Origin of the sequence: Mongoliitalea daihaiensis (assembly GCF_021596945.1) — a bacterium.
Classification (GTDB): domain Bacteria; phylum Bacteroidota; class Bacteroidia; order Cytophagales; family Cyclobacteriaceae; genus Mongoliitalea; species Mongoliitalea daihaiensis.
This window is the reverse complement of record NZ_CP063779.1, coordinates 227498-249311: the sequence shown is the minus strand read 5'-3', so window position 1 is coordinate 249311 and position 21814 is coordinate 227498. Positions and strand designations below refer to the sequence as shown.

Below are 21814 nucleotides of genomic sequence, written 5' to 3'. Positions count from 1 at the left end.
ACGTTCAACAATGCGAACGCGCTGAATGCGACGTATACGCCAGACCTAGGTTCCTTGACCTTTACAGGTGGAGTAGCCACGATAGAATTGACCTTAACAGCAACAGGTCTTGGTACTTGCGGTGATGCGGTAGACACGATGATCTTGACGATCAGCGAGAATCCAGCTGCGAATGCGGGCGCTGATGATGAGTTGTGTATAGATGAAGTAAGCTACACGTTGGCAGGTGCTACGGCAGTGAACGGCACGGTACAGTGGAGCACAAGTGGCAGCGGAAGCTTTGACGATGTAACAGGAATCAACGCTGTGTACACGCCAAGTGCTGCAGACTTTGAAAGCGGACAGGTACAGTTGACGATCACGGTTACAGGAGCAGGTGGAACGGCTACAGATACGATGGTGCTGACCTTGTACAGACTGGCCACATCGAATGCAGGCCCTGATGCAGTAATTGCAGCAGGCAGCAGCTATACCCTAAGCGGAGCTACGGCTACGAACTTCGGAACAGTTACCTGGAGTGCAGCAAGCGGCACGTTCAACAATGCGAACGCGTTGAACCCTACATTCACTCCTGATTTAACAGCCTTGACGTTTGTTAACGGTGAAGCGACAGTAACGCTTACCCTGACAGCAACAGGTCTTGGTACTTGCGGTGATGCGGTAGATACGATGATCTTGACGATCAGCGAGAATCCTGCTGCGAATGCAGGCGCTGATGATGAATTGTGTATAGATGAAGTGAGCTACACGTTGGCAGGTGCTACGGCAGTGAACGGCACGGTACAGTGGAGCACAAGTGGCAGCGGAAGCTTTGACGATGTGACAGCGATCAATGCTGTGTACACGCCAAGTGCTGCAGACTTTGAAAGTGGACAGGTACAGTTGACGATCACGGTAACGGGTGCAGGAGGAACAGCAACAGACACGATGGTGCTGACCTTGTACAGACTGGCCACATCGAATGCCGGACCTGATGCAGTAATTGCAGCAGGCAGTAGCTATACCCTATCAGGAGCAACTGCAAGCAACTTTGCAGGCTTGACCTGGAGTGCAGCAAGCGGTACGTTCAACAATGCGAACGCGTTGAATGCGACGTATACGCCAGACCTAGGTTCCTTGACCTTTACAGGTGGAGTAGCCACGGTAGAATTAACCTTAACAGCAACAGGTCTTGGTACTTGCGGTGATGCGGTAGATACGATGATCTTGACGATCAGCGAGAATCCTGCTGCGAATGCAGGCGCTGATGATGAATTGTGTATAGATGAAGTGAGCTACACGTTGGCAGGTGCTACGGCAGTGAACGGCACGGTACAGTGGAGCACGAGCGGCAGCGGAAGCTTTGACGATGTGACAGCGATCAATGCTGTTTACACGCCAAGTGCTGCAGACTTCGAAAGTGGACAGGTACAGTTGACCATCACGGTAACGGGTGCAGGAGGAACAGCAACAGACACGATGGTGCTGACCTTGTACAGACTGGCCACATCGAATGCCGGACCTGATGCAGTAATTGCAGCAGGCAGCAGCTATACCCTATCAGGAGCAACTGCAAGCAACTTTGCAGGCTTGACCTGGAGTGCAGCAAGTGGCACGTTCAACAATGCGAATGCGTTGAATGCGACGTATACGCCAGACCTAGGTTCCTTGACCTTTACAGGTGGAGTTGCTACGATAGAATTGACCTTAACAGCAACAGGTCTTGGTACTTGCGGTGATGCGGTAGACACGATGATCTTGACGATCAGCGAGAATCCTGCTGCGAATGCGGGCGCTGATGATGAATTGTGTATAGATGAAGTGAGCTACACGTTGGCAGGTGCTACGGCAGTGAACGGCACGGTACAGTGGAGCACGAGCGGCAGCGGAAGCTTTGACGATGTAACAGCGATCAATGCTGTTTACACGCCAAGTGCTGCAGACTTCGAAAGTGGACAGGTACAGTTGACCATCACGGTAACGGGTGCAGGAGGAACAGCAACAGACACGATGGTGCTGACCTTGTACAGACTGGCCACATCGAATGCCGGACCTGATGCAGTAATTGCAGCAGGCAGCAGCTATACCCTATCAGGAGCAACTGCAAGCAACTTTGCAGGCTTGACCTGGAGTGCAGCAAGTGGCACGTTCAACAATGCGAATGCGTTGAATGCGACGTATACGCCAGACCTAGGTTCCTTGACCTTTACAGGTGGAGTTGCTACGATAGAATTGACCTTAACAGCAACAGGTCTTGGTACTTGCGGTGATGCAGTGGATACGATGGTATTGACGATCAGCGAGAATCCTGCTGCGAATGCGGGCGCTGATGATGAATTGTGTATAGATGAAGTGAGCTACACGTTGGCAGGTGCTACGGCAGTGAACGGCACGGTACAGTGGAGCACAAGTGGCAGCGGAAGCTTTGATGATGTAACAGCGATCAACGCTGTTTACACGCCAAGTGCTGCAGACTTCGAAAGCGGACAGGTACAGTTGACGATCACGGTGACAGGAGCAGGAGGAACAGCAACAGACACGATGGTGCTGACCTTGTACAGACTGGCCACATCGAATGCCGGACCTGATGCAGTAATTGCAGCAGGCAGCAGCTATACCCTATCAGGAGCAACTGCAAGCAACTTTGCAGGCTTGACCTGGAGTGCAGCAAGTGGCACGTTCAACAATGCGAATGCGTTGAATGCGACGTATACGCCAGACCTAGGTTCCTTGACCTTTACAGGTGGAGTTGCTACGATAGAATTGACCTTAACAGCAACAGGTCTTGGTACTTGCGGTGATGCAGTAGATACGATGGTATTGACGATCAGCGAGAATCCAGCTGCGAATGCGGGCGCTGATGATGAGTTGTGTATAGATGAAGTGAGCTACACGTTGGCAGGTGCTACGGCAGTGAACGGCACGGTACAGTGGAGCACAAGCGGCAGCGGAAGCTTTGACGATGTGACAGCGATCAATGCTGTGTACACGCCAAGTGCTGCAGACTTTGAAAGCGGACAGGTACAGTTGACGATCACGGTAACGGGTGCAGGTGGAACAGCAACAGATACGATGGTGCTGACCTTGTACAGACTTGCCACATCGAATGCAGGTCCTGATGCGGTAATTGCAGCAGGCAGCAGCTTCACATTGAGTGGAGCAACAGCTACGAACTTCGGAACAGTTACCTGGAGTGCAGCAAGTGGCACGTTCAACAATGCGAACGCGTTGAACCCTACATTCACTCCTGACTTAACAGCCTTGACGTTTGTCAACGGTGAAGCGACAGTAACGCTTACACTGACAGCTTCAGGATTGGGTACTTGCGGTGATGCGGTAGATACGATGATCTTGACGATCAGCGAGAATCCTGCTGCGAATGCGGGCGCTGATGATGAATTGTATAGATGAAGTGAGCTACACGTTGGCAGGTGCTACGGCAGTGAACGGCACGGTACAGTGGAGCACAAGTGGCAGCGGAAGCTTTGACGATGTAACAGCGATCAATGCTGTGTACACGCCAAGTGCTGCAGACTTCGAAAGCGGACAGGTACAGTTGACGATCACGGTGACAGGCGCAGGAGGAACAGCAACAGACACGATGGTGCTGACCTTGTACAGACTGGCCACATCGAATGCAGGCCCTGATGCAGTAATTGCAGCAGGCAGCAGCTTCACATTGAGTGGAGCAACAGCCACCAACTTCGGAACAGTAACTTGGAGTGCAGCAAGCGGTACGTTCAACAATGCGAATGCGTTGAATGCGACGTATACGCCAGACCTAGGTTCCTTGACCTTCACAGGTGGAGTAGCCACGGTAGAATTGACCTTGACAGCTTCAGGATTGGGTACTTGCGGTGATGCGGTAGATACGATGATCTTGACGATCAGCGAGAATCCTGCTGCGAATGCGGGCGCTGATGATGAATTGTGTATAGATGAAGTGAGCTACACGTTGGCAGGTGCTACGGCAGTGAACGGCACGGTACAGTGGAGCACAAGTGGCAGCGGAAGCTTTGACGATGTGACAGCGATCAACGCTGTGTACACGCCAAGTGCTGCAGACTTTGAAAGCGGACAGGTACAGTTGACGATCACGGTGACAGGCGCAGGAGGAACAGCAACAGATACGATGGTGCTGACCTTGTACAGACTGGCCACATCGAATGCCGGACCTGATGCGGTAATCGCAGCAGGCAGCAGCTATACATTATCAGGAGCAACTGCAAGTAACTTTGCAGGCTTGACCTGGAGTGCAGCAAGTGGCACGTTCAACAATGCGAACGCGTTGAACCCTACATTCACTCCTGATTTAACAGCACTTACCTTTACAGGTGGAGTTGCTACGATAGAATTGACCTTAACAGCAACAGGTCTTGGTACTTGCGGTGATGCGGTAGATACGATGATCTTGACGATCAGCGAGAATCCTGCTGCGAATGCGGGCGCTGATGATGAATTGTGTATAGATGAAGTAAGCTACACGTTGGCAGGTGCTACGGCAGTGAACGGCACGGTACAGTGGAGCACGAGCGGCAGCGGAAGCTTTGACGATGTGACAGCGATCAACGCTGTGTACACGCCAAGTGCTGCAGACTTTGAAAGCGGACAGGTACAGTTGACCATTACGGTGACAGGAGCAGGAGGAACAGCAACAGATACGATGGTGCTGACCTTGTACAGACTGGCCACATCGAATGCAGGCCCTGATGCGGTAATCGCAGCAGGCAGCAGCTATACCCTATCAGGAGCAACTGCAAGCAACTTTGCAGGCTTGACCTGGGGTGCAGCAAGCGGTACGTTCAACAATGCGAATGCGTTGAATGCGACGTATACGCCAGACCTAGGTTCCTTGACCTTTACAGGTGGAGTTGCTACGGTAGAATTAACCTTGACAGCAACAGGTCTGGGAACTTGCGGTGATGCAGTGGATACGATGATCTTGACGATCAGCGAGAATCCTGCTGCGAATGCAGGCGCTGATGATGAATTGTGTATAGATGAAGTGAGCTATACGTTGGCAGGTGCTACGGCAGTGAACGGCACGGTACAGTGGAGCACGAGCGGCAGCGGAAGCTTTGACGATGTGACAGCGATCAACGCTGTGTACACGCCAAGTGCTGCAGACTTTGAAAGCGGACAGGTACAGTTGACCATTACGGTGACAGGAGCAGGAGGAACAGCAACAGATACGATGGTGCTGACCTTGTACAGACTGGCCACATCGAATGCAGGTCCTGATGCAGTAATTGCAGCAGGCAGCAGCTATACCCTAAGCGGAGCTACAGCCACCAACTTCGGAACCCTAACCTGGACAGCAGCAAGCGGCACGTTCAACAATGCGAACGCGTTGAATGCGACGTATACGCCAGACCTAGGTTCCTTGACCTTCACAGGTGGAGTAGCCACGGTAGAATTGACCTTGACAGCTTCGGGATTGGGTACTTGCGGTGATGCAGTGGATACGATGATCTTGACGATCAGCGAGAATCCTGCTGCGAATGCAGGCGCTGATGATGAATTGTGTATAGATGAAGTGAGCTATACGTTGGCAGGAGCTACGGCAGTGAACGGCACGGTACAGTGGAGCACGAGCGGCAGCGGAAGCTTTGACGATGTGACAGCGATCAACGCTGTGTACACGCCAAGTGCTGCAGACTTTGAAAGCGGACAGGTACAGTTGACCATTACGGTGACAGGAGCAGGAGGAACAGCAACAGATACGATGGTGCTGACCTTGTACAGACTGGCCACATCGAATGCAGGTCCTGATGCAGTAATTGCAGCAGGCAGCAGCTATACCCTAAGCGGAGCTACAGCCACCAACTTCGGAACCCTAACCTGGACAGCAGCAAGTGGCACGTTCAACAATGCGAACGCGCTAAATGCGACGTATGCGCCAGACCTAGGTTCCTTGACCTTTGCAGGTGGAGTTGCTACGATAGAATTGACCTTAACAGCAACAGGTCTTGGTACTTGCGGTGATGCGGTAGATACGATGATCTTGACGATCAGCGAGAATCCTGCTGCGAATGCAGGCGCTGATGATGAATTGTGTATAGATGAAGTGAGCTATACGTTGGCAGGTGCTACGGCAGTGAACGGCACGGTACAGTGGAGCACGAGCGGCAGCGGAAGCTTTGACGATGTGACAGCGATCAACGCTGTTTACACGCCAAGTGCTGCAGACTTCGAAAGCGGACAGGTACAGTTGACGATCACGGTAACGGGCGCAGGAGGAACAGCAACAGATACGATGGTGCTGACCTTGTACAGACTGGCCACATCGAATGCAGGCCCTGATGTGGTAATTGCAGCAGGCAGCAGCTTCACATTGAGTGGAGCAACAGCTACCAACTTCGGAACAGTAACCTGGAGTGCAGCAAGCGGTACATTCAACAATGCGAACGCGTTGAACCCTACATTCACTCCTGATTTAACAGCCTTGACGTTTGTCAACGGTGAAGCGACAGTAACGCTTACACTGACAGCTTCAGGATTGGGTACTTGCGGTGATGCAGTGGATACGATGATCTTGACGATCAGCGAGAATCCTGCTGCGAATGCAGGCGCTGATGATGAATTGTGTATAGATGAAGTGAGCTATACGTTGGCAGGTGCTACGGCAGTGAACGGCACGGTGCAGTGGAGCACAAGTGGCAGCGGAAGCTTTGACGATGTGACAGCGATCAACGCTGTTTACACGCCAAGTGCTGCAGACTTCGAAAGCGGACAGGTACAGTTGACGATCACGGTAACGGGTGCAGGAGGAACAGCAACAGATACGATGGTGCTGACCTTGTACAGACTGGCCACATCGAATGCAGGTCCTGATGCGGTAATTGCAGCAGGCGGCAGCTTCACATTGAGTGGAGCAACAGCCACCAACTTCGGAACAGTAACCTGGAGTGCAGCAAGCGGTACATTCAACAATGCGAACGCGTTGAACCCTACATTCACTCCTGATTTAACAGCCTTGACGTTTGTCAACGGTGAAGCGACAGTAACGCTTACACTGACAGCTTCAGGATTGGGTACTTGCGGTGATGCAGTGGATACGATGATCTTGACGATCAGCGAGAATCCTGCTGCGAATGCAGGCGCTGATGATGAATTGTGTATAGATGAAGTGAGCTACACGTTGGCAGGAGCTACGGCAGTGAACGGCACGGTGCAGTGGAGCACAAGTGGCAGCGGAAGCTTTGACGATGTAACAGCGATCAACGCTGTATACACGCCAAGTGCTGCAGACTTCGAAAGCGGACAGGTACAGTTGACGATCATGGTAACGGGTGCAGGAGGAACAGCAACAGACACGATGGTGCTGACCTTGTACAGACTGGCCACATCGAATGCAGGTCCTGATGCGGTAATTGCAGCAGGCGGCAGCTTCACATTGAGTGGAGCAACAGCCACCAACTTCGGAACAGTTACCTGGAGTGCAGCAAGCGGTACGTTCAACAATGCGAACGCGCTGAATGCGACGTATACGCCAGACCTAGGTTCCTTGACCTTTACAGGTGGAGTAGCCACGGTAGAATTAACCTTGACAGCAACAGGTCTTGGTACTTGCGGTGATGCAGTGGATACGATGATCTTGACGATCAGCGAGAATCCTGCTGCGAATGCAGGCGCTGATGATGAATTGTGTATAGATGAAGTAAGCTACACGTTGGCAGGAGCTACGGCAGTGAACGGCACGGTACAGTGGAGCACAAGCGGCAGCGGAAGCTTTGATGATGTGACAGCGATCAACGCTGTTTACACGCCAAGTGCTGCAGACTTTGAAAGCGGACAGGTACAGTTGACGATCACGGTAACGGGTGCAGGAGGAACAGCAACAGACACGATGGTGCTGACCTTGTACAGACTGGCCACATCGAATGCAGGCCCTGATGCGGTAATTGCAGCAGGCAGCAGCTATACCCTAAGCGGAGCTACGGCCACCAACTTCGGAACAGTAACTTGGAGTGCAGCAAGCGGTACGTTCAACAATGCGAACGCGCTGAATGCGACGTATACGCCAGACCTAGGTTCCTTGACCTTTACAGGTGGAGTAGCCACGATAGAATTGACCTTAACAGCAACAGGTCTTGGTACTTGCGGTGATGCGGTAGACACGATGATCTTGACGATCAGCGAGAATCCAGCTGCGAATGCGGGCGCTGATGATGAGTTGTGTATAGATGAAGTAAGCTACACGTTGGCAGGTGCTACGGCAGTGAACGGCACGGTACAGTGGAGCACAAGCGGCAGCGGAAGCTTTGACGATGTAACAGGAATCAACGCTGTGTACACGCCAAGTGCTGCAGACTTTGAAAGCGGACAGGTACAGTTGACGATCACGGTTACAGGAGCAGGTGGAACGGCTACAGATACGATGGTGCTGACCTTGTACAGACTGGCCACATCGAATGCAGGCCCTGATGCAGTAATTGCAGCAGGCAGCAGCTATACCCTAAGCGGAGCTACGGCTACGAACTTCGGAACAGTTACCTGGAGTGCAGCAAGCGGCACGTTCAACAATGCGAACGCGTTGAACCCTACATTCACTCCTGATTTAACAGCCTTGACGTTTGTTAACGGTGAAGCGACAGTAACGCTTACCCTGACAGCAACAGGTCTTGGTACTTGCGGTGATGCGGTAGATACGATGATCTTGACGATCAGCGAGAATCCTGCTGCGAATGCAGGCGCTGATGATGAATTGTGTATAGATGAAGTGAGCTACACGTTGGCAGGTGCTACGGCAGTGAACGGCACGGTACAGTGGAGCACAAGTGGCAGCGGAAGCTTTGACGATGTGACAGCGATCAATGCTGTTTACACGCCAAGTGCTGCAGACTTCGAAAGTGGACAGGTACAGTTGACCATCACGGTAACGGGTGCAGGAGGAACAGCAACAGACACGATGGTGCTGACCTTGTACAGACTGGCCACATCGAATGCCGGACCTGATGCAGTAATTGCAGCAGGCAGCAGCTATACCCTATCAGGAGCAACTGCAAGCAACTTTGCAGGCTTGACCTGGAGTGCAGCAAGTGGCACGTTCAACAATGCGAATGCGTTGAATGCGACGTATACGCCAGACCTAGGTTCCTTGACCTTTACAGGTGGAGTTGCTACGATAGAATTGACCTTAACAGCAACAGGTCTTGGTACTTGCGGTGATGCAGTGGATACGATGATCTTGACGATCAGCGAGAATCCTGCTGCGAATGCGGGCGCTGATGATGAATTGTGTATAGATGAAGTGAGCTACACGTTGGCAGGTGCTACGGCAGTGAACGGCACGGTACAGTGGAGCACGAGCGGCAGCGGAAGCTTTGACGATGTGACAGCGATCAATGCTGTTTACACGCCAAGTGCTGCAGACTTCGAAAGTGGACAGGTACAGTTGACCATCACGGTAACGGGTGCAGGAGGAACAGCAACAGACACGATGGTGCTGACCTTGTACAGACTGGCCACATCGAATGCCGGACCTGATGCAGTAATTGCAGCAGGCAGCAGCTATACCCTATCAGGAGCAACTGCAAGCAACTTTGCAGGCTTGACCTGGAGTGCAGCAAGTGGCACGTTCAACAATGCGAATGCGTTGAATGCGACGTATACGCCAGACCTAGGTTCCTTGACCTTTACAGGTGGAGTTGCTACGATAGAATTGACCTTAACAGCAACAGGTCTTGGTACTTGCGGTGATGCAGTAGATACGATGGTATTGACGATCAGCGAGAATCCAGCTGCGAATGCGGGCGCTGATGATGAGTTGTGTATAGATGAAGTGAGCTACACGTTGGCAGGTGCTACGGCAGTGAACGGCACGGTACAGTGGAGCACAAGCGGCAGCGGAAGCTTTGACGATGTGACAGCGATCAATGCTGTGTACACGCCAAGTGCTGCAGACTTTGAAAGCGGACAGGTACAGTTGACGATCACGGTAACGGGTGCAGGTGGAACAGCAACAGATACGATGGTGCTGACCTTGTACAGACTTGCCACATCGAATGCAGGTCCTGATGCGGTAATTGCAGCAGGCAGCAGCTTCACATTGAGTGGAGCAACAGCTACGAACTTCGGAACAGTTACCTGGAGTGCAGCAAGTGGCACGTTCAACAATGCGAACGCGTTGAACCCTACATTCACTCCTGACTTAACAGCCTTGACGTTTGTCAACGGTGAAGCGACAGTAACGCTTACACTGACAGCTTCAGGATTGGGTACTTGCGGTGATGCGGTAGATACGATGATCTTGACGATCAGCGAGAATCCTGCTGCGAATGCGGGCGCTGATGATGAATTGTGTATAGATGAAGTGAGCTACACGTTGGCAGGTGCTACGGCAGTGAACGGCACGGTACAGTGGAGCACAAGTGGCAGCGGAAGCTTTGACGATGTAACAGCGATCAATGCTGTGTACACGCCAAGTGCTGCAGACTTCGAAAGCGGACAGGTACAGTTGACGATCACGGTGACAGGCGCAGGAGGAACAGCAACAGACACGATGGTGCTGACCTTGTACAGACTGGCCACATCGAATGCAGGCCCTGATGCAGTAATTGCAGCAGGCAGCAGCTTCACATTGAGTGGAGCAACAGCCACCAACTTCGGAACAGTAACTTGGAGTGCAGCAAGCGGTACGTTCAACAATGCGAATGCGTTGAATGCGACGTATACGCCAGACCTAGGTTCCTTGACCTTCACAGGTGGAGTAGCCACGGTAGAATTGACCTTGACAGCTTCAGGATTGGGTACTTGCGGTGATGCGGTAGATACGATGATCTTGACGATCAGCGAGAATCCTGCTGCGAATGCGGGCGCTGATGATGAATTGTGTATAGATGAAGTGAGCTACACGTTGGCAGGTGCTACGGCAGTGAACGGCACGGTACAGTGGAGCACAAGTGGCAGCGGAAGCTTTGACGATGTGACAGCGATCAACGCTGTGTACACGCCAAGTGCTGCAGACTTTGAAAGCGGACAGGTACAGTTGACGATCACGGTGACAGGCGCAGGAGGAACAGCAACAGATACGATGGTGCTGACCTTGTACAGACTGGCCACATCGAATGCCGGACCTGATGCGGTAATCGCAGCAGGCAGCAGCTATACATTATCAGGAGCAACTGCAAGTAACTTTGCAGGCTTGACCTGGAGTGCAGCAAGTGGCACGTTCAACAATGCGAACGCGTTGAACCCTACATTCACTCCTGATTTAACAGCACTTACCTTCACAGGTGGAGTTGCTACGATAGAATTGACCTTAACAGCAACAGGTCTTGGTACTTGCGGTGATGCGGTAGATACGATGATCTTGACGATCAGCGAGAATCCAGCTGCGAATGCGGGCGCTGATGATGAGTTGTGTATAGATGAAGTAAGCTACACGTTGGCAGGTGCTACGGCAGTGAACGGCACGGTACAGTGGAGCACAAGCGGCAGCGGAAGCTTTGACGATGTAACAGGAATCAACGCTGTTTACACGCCAAGTGCTGCAGACTTCGAAAGCGGACAGGTACAGTTGACGATCACGGTGACAGGAGCAGGAGGAACAGCAACAGATACGATGGTGCTGACCTTGTACAGACTGGCCACATCGAATGCAGGCCCTGATGCGGTAATTGCAGCAGGCAGCAGCTATACCCTAAGCGGAGCAACAGCTACCAACTTCGGAACAGTAACTTGGAGTGCAGCTAGCGGTACGTTCAACAATGCGAATGCGTTGAATGCGACGTATACGCCAGACCTAGGTTCCTTGACCTTCACAGGTGGAGTTGCTACGATAGAATTGACCTTAACAGCAACAGGTCTTGGTACTTGCGGTGATGCGGTAGATACGATGATCTTGACGATCAGCGAGAATCCAGCTGCGAATGCGGGCGCTGATGATGAATTGTGTATAGATGAAGTAAGCTACACGTTGGCAGGTGCTACGGCAGTGAACGGTACCGTACAGTGGACTACGAGCGGCAGCGGAAGCTTTGATGATGTGACAGCGATCAATGCTGTTTACACGCCAAGTGCTGCAGACTTCGAAAGCGGACAGGTACAGTTGACGATCACGGTAACGGGTGCAGGAGGAACAGCAACAGACACGATGGTGCTGACCTTGTACAGACTGGCCACATCGAATGCCGGACCTGATGCAGTAATTGCAGCAGGCAGCAGCTATACCCTATCAGGAGCAACTGCAAGCAACTTTGCAGGCTTGACCTGGAGTGCAGCAAGTGGCACGTTCAACAATGCGAATGCGTTGAATGCGACGTATACGCCAGACCTAGGTTCCTTGACCTTTACAGGTGGAGTTGCTACGATAGAATTGACCTTAACAGCAACAGGTCTTGGTACTTGCGGTGATGCAGTGGATACGATGATCTTGACGATCAGCGAGAATCCTGCTGCGAATGCGGGCGCTGATGATGAATTGTGTATAGATGAAGTGAGCTACACGTTGGCAGGTGCTACGGCAGTGAACGGCACGGTACAGTGGAGCACGAGCGGCAGCGGAAGCTTTGACGATGTGACAGCGATCAATGCTGTTTACACGCCAAGTGCTGCAGACTTCGAAAGTGGACAGGTACAGTTGACCATCACGGTAACGGGTGCAGGAGGAACAGCAACAGACACGATGGTGCTGACCTTGTACAGACTGGCCACATCGAATGCAGGTCCTGATGCGGTAATTGCAGCAGGCAGCAGCTATACCCTATCAGGAGCAACTGCAAGCAACTTTGCAGGCTTGACCTGGAGTGCAGCAAGTGGCACGTTCAACAATGCGAATGCGTTGAATGCGACGTATACGCCAGACCTAGGTTCCTTGACCTTTACAGGTGGAGTTGCTACGATAGAATTGACCTTAACAGCAACAGGTCTTGGTACTTGCGGTGATGCAGTAGATACGATGGTATTGACGATCAGCGAGAATCCAGCTGCGAATGCGGGCGCTGATGATGAGTTGTGTATAGATGAAGTGAGCTACACGTTGGCAGGTGCTACGGCAGTGAACGGCACGGTACAGTGGAGCACAAGCGGCAGCGGAAGCTTTGACGATGTGACAGCGATCAATGCTGTGTACACGCCAAGTGCTGCAGACTTTGAAAGCGGACAGGTACAGTTGACGATCACGGTAACGGGTGCAGGAGGAACAGCAACAGACACGATGGTGCTGACCTTGTACAGACTGGCCACATCGAATGCCGGACCTGATGCAGTAATTGCAGCAGGCAGTAGCTATACCCTATCAGGAGCAACTGCAAGCAACTTTGCAGGCTTGACCTGGAGTGCAGCAAGCGGTACGTTCAACAATGCGAACGCGTTGAATGCGACGTATACGCCAGACCTAGGTTCCTTGACCTTTACAGGTGGAGTAGCCACGGTAGAATTAACCTTAACAGCAACAGGTCTTGGTACTTGCGGTGATGCGGTAGATACGATGATCTTGACGATCAGCGAGAATCCTGCTGCGAATGCAGGCGCTGATGATGAATTGTGTATAGATGAAGTGAGCTACACGTTGGCAGGTGCTACGGCAGTGAACGGCACGGTACAGTGGACTACGAGCGGCAGCGGAAGCTTTGACGATGTGACAGCGATCAATGCTGTTTACACGCCAAGTGCTGCAGACTTCGAAAGTGGACAGGTACAGTTGACGATCACGGTGACGGGTGCAGGTGGAACAGCAACAGACACGATGGTGCTGACCTTGTACAGACTGGCCACATCGAATGCCGGTCCTGATGCGGTAATTGCAGCAGGCAGCAGCTTCACATTGAGTGGAGCAACAGCCACCAACTTCGGAACAGTAACTTGGAGTGCAGCAAGCGGTACGTTCAACAATGCGAATGCGTTGAATGCGACGTATACGCCAGACCTAGGTTCCTTGACCTTCACAGGTGGAGTTGCTACGATAGAATTGACCTTAACAGCAACAGGTCTTGGTACTTGCGGTGATGCGGTAGACACGATGATCTTGACGATCAGCGAGAATCCTGCTGCGAATGCAGGCGCTGATGATGAGTTGTGTATAGATGAAGTGAGCTACACGTTGGCAGGTGCTACGGCAGTGAACGGCACGGTACAGTGGACTACGAGCGGCAGCGGAAGCTTTGACGATGTGACAGCGATCAATGCTGTGTACACGCCAAGTGCTGCAGACTTCGAAAGCGGACAGGTACAGTTGACGATCACGGTGACAGGAGCAGGAGGAACAGCAACAGATACGATGGTGCTGACCTTGTACAGACTGGCCACATCGAATGCCGGCCCTGATGCGGTAATCGCAGCAGGCAGCAGCTATACCCTAAGCGGAGCTACGGCTACGAACTTCAACACAGTAACCTGGAGTGCAGCAAGTGGCACGTTCAACAATGCGAATGCATTGAACCCTACATTCACTCCTGATTTAACAGCCTTGACGTTTGTCAACGGTGAAGCGACAGTAACGCTTACACTGACAGCTTCAGGATTGGGAACTTGCGGTGATGCAGTGGATACGATGATCTTGACGATCAGCGAGAATCCTGCTGCGAATGCAGGAGCAGATGCTGCGATCTGTATCACGGGAGATGTTACAACGGATATTTATGAATTAATCGGCACAAGTGCTGCGAACGGAACGATCAGCTGGAGCACCAGCGGGACAGGTACGTTTGCGGACGGCACGACGCTAACGCCTATCTATACCCCAAGTACTGCTGATATTGCCAACGGTTCGGTTACCTTGACGATGACAGTTACGGGAGCAGGCGGTACGGCAACAGACAGTATGGTATTGACGCTATGGAGACAGGCTACAGCTTTTGCGGGACCTAATGCTTCAACAGGTGCTTCTCAACCATATATCTTGACTGGAGCTAGTGCTTCGAATTTTGCATCAGTGACTTGGACATCATCAGGTACAGGTACATTTACCAATACGAATGTGGTAAATCCTGCATATTCCCCAAGTATAGCTGATGTGCAAGCAGGTTCTGTTACTCTAACGATCACAGCAACTCCTCTTGGTACTTGTATACCAACCGCTAGTAGTATGGAATTGACTGTATTTGCAACTCCAATTGCAGATACTGGAGCAGATGCAGGTTCGGACGCCGAGATGTGTGAAAGTGAAGGAAGTTATTTCATTGTGGATGCAGAAGCATTCAACTTTGTGACAGTGATTTGGACTACTTCTGGCTCTGGGACATTTGATAATTCAAACATTGTGAATGCGACGTATACACCAAGTTTGGCAGATTACTTAGACGGACAGGTTCGTTTGACCTTGACAGCAATCGGTGCTGGCGGTGATAGCAATTCAGATAATTTAACCTTGACTCTTTGGAGAATTCCAATTGTCAGCGTAGGGGAAGACAGAGCAATTGCTGCAGGTCAGCAGTTGATTATCACAGGTGCTTCGGCAAGCTATCAGGCAGGTTTGACCTGGAGTACATCAGGAACAGGTACATTTGCAAATGCGAATTCCCCAACACCAACGTATACTCCAAGTGAGGCTGATATTGCAGCAGGCTCAGTTACGATCACGTTGACAGCTGAAGGATTTGGTACATGTGCCGATCAGGATGATTCATTTGAGTTGACCATCTTTGAAAATCCAACAGTATTTGCTGGAACGGATGCAAATATTTGTGACACAGAAGGTAGTTACGAGCTTGTCAACGCTGTGGCAACGGCAACCAATGCTATCCGTTGGACTAGTTCGGGAACAGGTACTTTCTCCGATGCAACAATTTTGAATCCAGTGTATACTATTTCGGATTCCGATATTTTGACCGGTCAAGTACAATTGACAATCACTGTGAGTGGTGACGGAGGAGAAGAATCCGATACCATGGTACTGACAATTTGGAGACAACCAACTGCATTTGCAGGTGTGGAAGTGGCGCTATGTGGAGATAGTAGCTACCAAGTATTGGATGCAGAAGCTTCAAATGTAGGTGCTATTCTTTGGACACATGATGGTCAAGGTAGCTTGCAAAATGCTTCTACATTGAGCCCTACGTATGTGCCGGCGACTGGTGAAACAGGTGTAGTCACATTAACCATGACTGTGACAGGTGCTCAAGGTTCGGTTTGTCAAACCGCTGTAGCTACCAAACGATTGATCCTGCAAGCAGCAGCTGCAATAGAAGCAATTAGCATCACTGATACCCAATGCAATGTTGCGATCGGAGAAGTAACCTTACAAGGTAACCAAGCGGGTACGATATCCTTGAATGGAGGGCCAGCTTTAGCATCTCCTGCTACATTCTCTAATCTATCTGCCGGCGCTTACATCGCTACATTCACAGCGGAGGGTTCTGGATGTACAGCGACAACGCTTGTAAATATCAGAAATGAAAACAACGATCTAGCAGCAACTGTGGCAGTGGACGATGTGCTTTGTGTAAATGGAGAAGTAACTGCTACGATTACTGCTTCAGGCGGATCAGGAACCTATAGCTTTACTTTAAACGGTCAAGTAACCAATACAACAGGCATCTTTGACGGGCTGTTGGCGGGTAACTACAATGTAGTCGTAACGGATGAAAATGCATGTGCCTTCAATGTAGCATTCCGTGTGAATCAACCTACGCCATTGATACTTGAATTAGTAAATCAGGTGGATGTAAGCTGTACGGATGCCTCCAATGGAAGTCTACGTGTAGGAGTGACGGGAGGCGTTGGTCCATACACATTCTTGTGGAGTGATGGTCAAACGACTCCAACAGCAACCAATTTGGAAGCAGGGACCTATTTTGTAACGGTTACTGATGTCAACGGTTGTATCGCAATCTTGGATAACCTGGTGGTTGAACAGCCTGTGGCTAGTATTTCGGCTACCGTTGAGACAATAGCTATCCTTTGTAAAGGTAATGCCAGTGGTGAAGCAAAAGTGATTCCAACAGGTGGAACAGCTCCATTCACCTATCTGTGGAGTAATGGTTCCACCGATCAGGTGGCCAAAGGACTGACTGCCGGTATATATAGTGTTACGGTGAGAGATGCAGGTGGATGTACATTCACAGTAGAAAACATCGTAATTGAAGAGCCGGAAGAAAGTCTGACAGCATCCATTGTGGATTTTGAAAACCCAAGTTGCGAGGGAGAAACAAGCGGTACAGCTACCGTTCAAGCACAGGGTGGTACAGGAGTTTATACATATTTATGGAGCAATGGGCAGACTACAGCTACTGCGACAGGTTTGACAGCAGGTAGTCACTTTGTTACTGTCACAGATGAAGCCGGATGTACCACACAAGGAAGCATCCTACTGACAGATCCAACAGGAATTACTGCCTCTATCAGCGAAAGTATTCAAGTAACCTGTGCTGGAGGAACTGATGGTGAGGCTACGGTATTGGCTTCCGGAGGTTCAGGAGCATTTACCTATCTATGGAATGATCAGGCAGCTCAGACTACGGCTACGGCTACTGGTTTGGCAGCGGGTAAATATACTGTGATTGTGACAGACGCAACTGGTGGATGTGTAACGACTGCAATGGTGACTATTAATGAGCCAACGCCTTTAGTAGGTCAGGTAATAAATAGCACTGATGTAAGTTGTAATAACGAAAGTAATGGAACTGCTTCCATCGCAATCTCTGGGGGTGTAGGTCCATATACCTACCTATGGAGTGATGGTCAGACTACAGCTACAGCTACAGGCTTAAGTGCTGGAACTTACACAGTGACTGCTACAGATGCAAATGGATGTCAGTTGACATTGGATAGCATTGTCATCACGGAGCCAAGTGAAAGTCTTTCAGCTACTGTTGAAACGGTGGATATCCTTTGTACTGGTGGAAATACCGGAACAGCTACTGTGAACCCAATAGGCGGAAGCGGACATTATGCTTTCTTGTGGAGCAATGGATCTACCGATCAAACGGCTACAGGCTTGTTAGCAGGTGTGTACAGTGTGATAGTAAAAGATGCAAACGGCTGTGAGTTTACGGTTGAAAATATTGTAATCAATGAAACAGAAAGTTCACTTGCGGCTGCAATAGTAACAAGTACCAACCCAAGCTGTGATGGTGGAAGCACTGGTTCTGCTACGGTTGAAGCGACTGGAGGAGTTGGTCCTTATACGTACCTATGGAGCGATGGTCAGACTACGGCCACTGCGAATGGGCTCCGGTCTGGAACTTATTTCGTCACTGTCATGGATGTAAATGGTTGCCAGGCTCAGGCCACTGTGAATCTCAATGATCCTACAGCTATTAGTGCCATGATTACATCTAGCCAAGATGTTAGTTGTGCCGGTGCTGCAGACGGGGAAGCTACTGTAGCAGGTAGCGGAGGTTCAGGAACATTTACTTACTTGTGGAGTGATGGACAGACAACGGCTACTGCTACAGAATTGGCAGCAGGTCAATATACTGTCGTAGTAACAGATGTTGCAGGTGGATGTACCACTCAAGCGATGGTTACAATTGGAAGTCCTACACCTGTAATTGCAAAAGTAATTGCTCAGACGAATGAAAGCTGTGCAGGTCTTGCGGATGGAACGGTTAGCATTGATGTGAGTGGTGGTGTAGGTCCTTACACCTACCTATGGAGTAATGGACAGACTTCACAGACTGCGACAGGATTGACAGCAGGTACATACACTGCACTTGTTACAGATGCGAATGGATGTTCTGTTGAACTTACGAATATAGAAGTAGCTAGCTCTGGGACATTGTTCATTGCACCAATTGACGATATTGGGCCGTTGTGCCAAGGTCAAGAGGTAGGTCCAATATTCCTTGATGCGAATCCTTTCAATGCCGAAGTGGAATTCACTTGGACAGGTGGAGCATCCATTGGATTGATAGACGGTACTGCTACTGGTTTAACACCAAGAATCCCTGCATTTGTAGTACAAGGGAGCTCTGCGAATGTGGTTATTACGGTAACTGCAAGTTTGGAAGGTGCATGTACTACTGTTCAGACCTTTGAGGTACGGGTAAATGATAATGTACCACCAATTATCCTCGCGCCAATGAATATTACGGTTTCTGCGGATAATTCTTGTGAAGCGATCATTGAAAATCTAGGTATACCAGCTGTAGCTGATAATTGTTCAGGGGTGACAGTCACCAACGATGCACCAGATGCATTCCCATTGGGAGTCACTGTAGTAACTTGGACAGCAAGGGATGTAGCAGGAAATACAACTACTGCCACACAACTGGTGACAGTTGTGGATAAAACGCCTCCTACGATCATTGCTCCTGAGGATATCGTAATTAATGCAGGAGAAAATTGCCAACTAGCTATTCCAAACTTGGGTATGCCTCAAGTGGCAGATAACTGTTCGATTGGAGTAGTGGAAAATGATGCACCGGAGGTCTTCCCAGTGGGCGAGACATTGGTAACATGGATTGTGACGGATGGTAGTGGCAACATTGCTAGAGCAATTCAGAAAGTGACAGTTGTGGATAATATTCCTCCTACCATCACAGCTCCAGCAAATGTCAGTGTCTTTGCAAACAATTCTTGCGTGGCATTCAATGTGAATTTAGGATTAGCAGTCGCAGACGATAATTGCACTGTTGCATCCATTTCAAATGATGCACCGTCCGTCTTCCCTATGGGTGAGACTGTCGTGACATGGACTGTTCGTGATGCTGCGGGCAATACTGCTACATCAACTCAAGTGATAACAGTAATTGATAGTATACCACCTACAGTCGTGGTGAAGGCAATTACTGTCAAACTTGAATCCAATGGTCAAGTAACCATCACACCAGAAATGGTTGACAATGGATCATTTGACAACTGTGGTATTGCTACTATGACTGTATCACCTTCTGTATTTACTAATGTGAATGTGGGAGACAATCTGGTAACCTTGACCGTAACCGATGTTAACGGTAATTCAGCATCCGCTGTCACCGTGGTAAACATTGAGCCATTTGATATTCCAATTGAGCGAACATTCATCACAGGTGTGGTATATGATTTCAAAGATTACCTTGTCAATTGGGGTGCCACAGACTTTAGCAATGTTCTTCCTGAAACGATGTTCATTGTAACTGGAAATGGATTCATTGTAGAAGTTCCAGTGGTTTGGAATACTACGACAGTGAATAGTTTCAGAAGAGGAACGTATCCTATTACGGGTAGCATTGAGCTGAATGAGTATTTGACAAATCCACTTCAAATCAAAGCTGAGGTTAGGATCATTGTATTGCCAAAACCATTCTTGACCGATATTACTTTGACCAACAATGTATTTGAGGCTAAGCCAGATGTGTTTGAGGTTGCAATCGGAGATTTTGTAATAGAAGATGACTATGATAATATTCACTTCTTAAGCTTGATTCCTAATGCAACTGACAATCAATTCTTCCAAATCAGAAATAATACCTTATTCTGGAGCAGTCAGGATCAACAGGCTGGACGAACAGAGTTCCAGGTAACCCTGAGAGTAGAAGATAGAGATGGAAATATTGTGGATAAGGTATTTACAATCATTCGATTGAGGCCAGCAGTAGCAGATATTGTTATCTACAATACCTTCTCTCCAAATGGGGATGGTTTCAACGATACTTGGGGTATCCCTGAGTTGAGATTCTACAAAGATGTGCGTATTCAAATTTATGAAAGAAGTGGAGCTCAAGTCTTCATTACGCATGACCCAGATAAACGTTGGGACGGTACTTACAACGGTAAGGAATTGGCGATAGGTACATACTTCTGGACGGCTGAAGTCGGGGAAACAGGAGAAATCAGAAGAGGTATGTTGAACTTGATAAGGAAATAAAAATTTAGGAAAAAGGGGTAAGGAAAAGGTGAAAGAACAAGTTAAAGGTTGATTATGAATTCTTTTGCTATCCTTTCTCCTTTTACCTTTCCCCCTTTACTTCAGAAAAAAGAACTATGAAGAAGCTATTGATAGTCATTATTTACTTAGGCTTGACTACTTCGGTCTTTGCCCAATCCCGTAAGTATATTAGCCAGTTTAGTCACTTGCAGAGTTACTACAATCCTGGCTTGACGGGGTATGAAGGCTCCATGATTCGAGGGTTTGTCCGTAATCAATGGGTAGGCTGGGAAGGAGCACCTATGACTTATTTTATATCGGGAGAACTTGATTTCGGAGAGCTTTCTGGAGTTTCTGATCCTGCCTTACTAGGAAAAAATGCCCTTGGTGTGAATATGTTTCATGATCAATATGGGGCTTTTGTGGAAACAGAGCTTATCCTGAGTTATGCCTCCCGAATTCAACTTACAACCGAGCATAATTTGCGCTTGGGAGCTGGGATAAATTATAACCTTGTTCAGTTGGACGGCACAAAATTCACTATTCAAGAATCGTTGGATCCAATTCTTGGACAGTATGCCAATAGCTTTTCGGATATGCAAATTTTAGACTTTAATCTAGGAATTGCATTGACGCACAAGGATTACTATATTTCAACTGCCGTGCATAATGTCAATGTAGGACAAATTAACGGAGGAGATGCATTTATGGAGCGTAAACCTCGTGTACTTATTTTCCAAGCAGGTTATAGAAGTGAGTTGACCGATAATCTGATGATTGCTACAAATGTCATGTATAGAGGTCAGAATGATCTTCCAGACAATATTGAGGTTAATTTCAAAGTATTGATGGCAAAAAGAATATGGTTGGGAGGGGGACATCGTTTCAATTATGCGCATAGTTTTCAAGTAGGATTGGTGCTGGATAGATTTCGAATTGGCTATATCTATGAAATGCCCATGTTAGGGGCTTACCTTTTACCCAATACTACACATGAATTTATGGTGACCTATTCTCTCTTTGGAAATGGGAATGGTTTGATGTGGTAAATCGGTTTGAAGAGTTGTTTTGTTTATAGTTAAGTGAAATTTTTTTTACTTAAAA

General features: G+C 49.4%; 3 protein-coding genes. All 3 read left to right on the top strand.

What is annotated here, in order from left to right:
* The first annotated feature begins 54 nt into the window (after nt 1-54).
* On the top strand, nt 55-3390 hold the full coding sequence (locus IPZ59_RS00855) for a beta strand repeat-containing protein (RefSeq protein WP_236138002.1): 3336 nt from the start codon (nt 55-57) through the stop codon (nt 3388-3390).
* Nucleotides 3371-20710 carry a T9SS type B sorting domain-containing protein gene (locus tag IPZ59_RS00850; RefSeq protein ID WP_236138001.1) on the top strand — a complete coding sequence of 5780 codons (17340 nt, stop codon included), beginning with the start codon at nt 3371-3373 and terminating at the stop codon, nt 20708-20710. The genes IPZ59_RS00855 and IPZ59_RS00850 overlap by 20 nt, the downstream gene beginning before the upstream one ends.
* Nucleotides 20711-20826: 116 nt before the next feature.
* Complete coding sequence (locus tag IPZ59_RS00845; protein WP_236138000.1) at nt 20827-21759, top strand: PorP/SprF family type IX secretion system membrane protein; 933 nt, start codon at nt 20827-20829, stop codon at nt 21757-21759.
* The last annotated feature ends 55 nt before the right edge of the window (nt 21760-21814 follow it).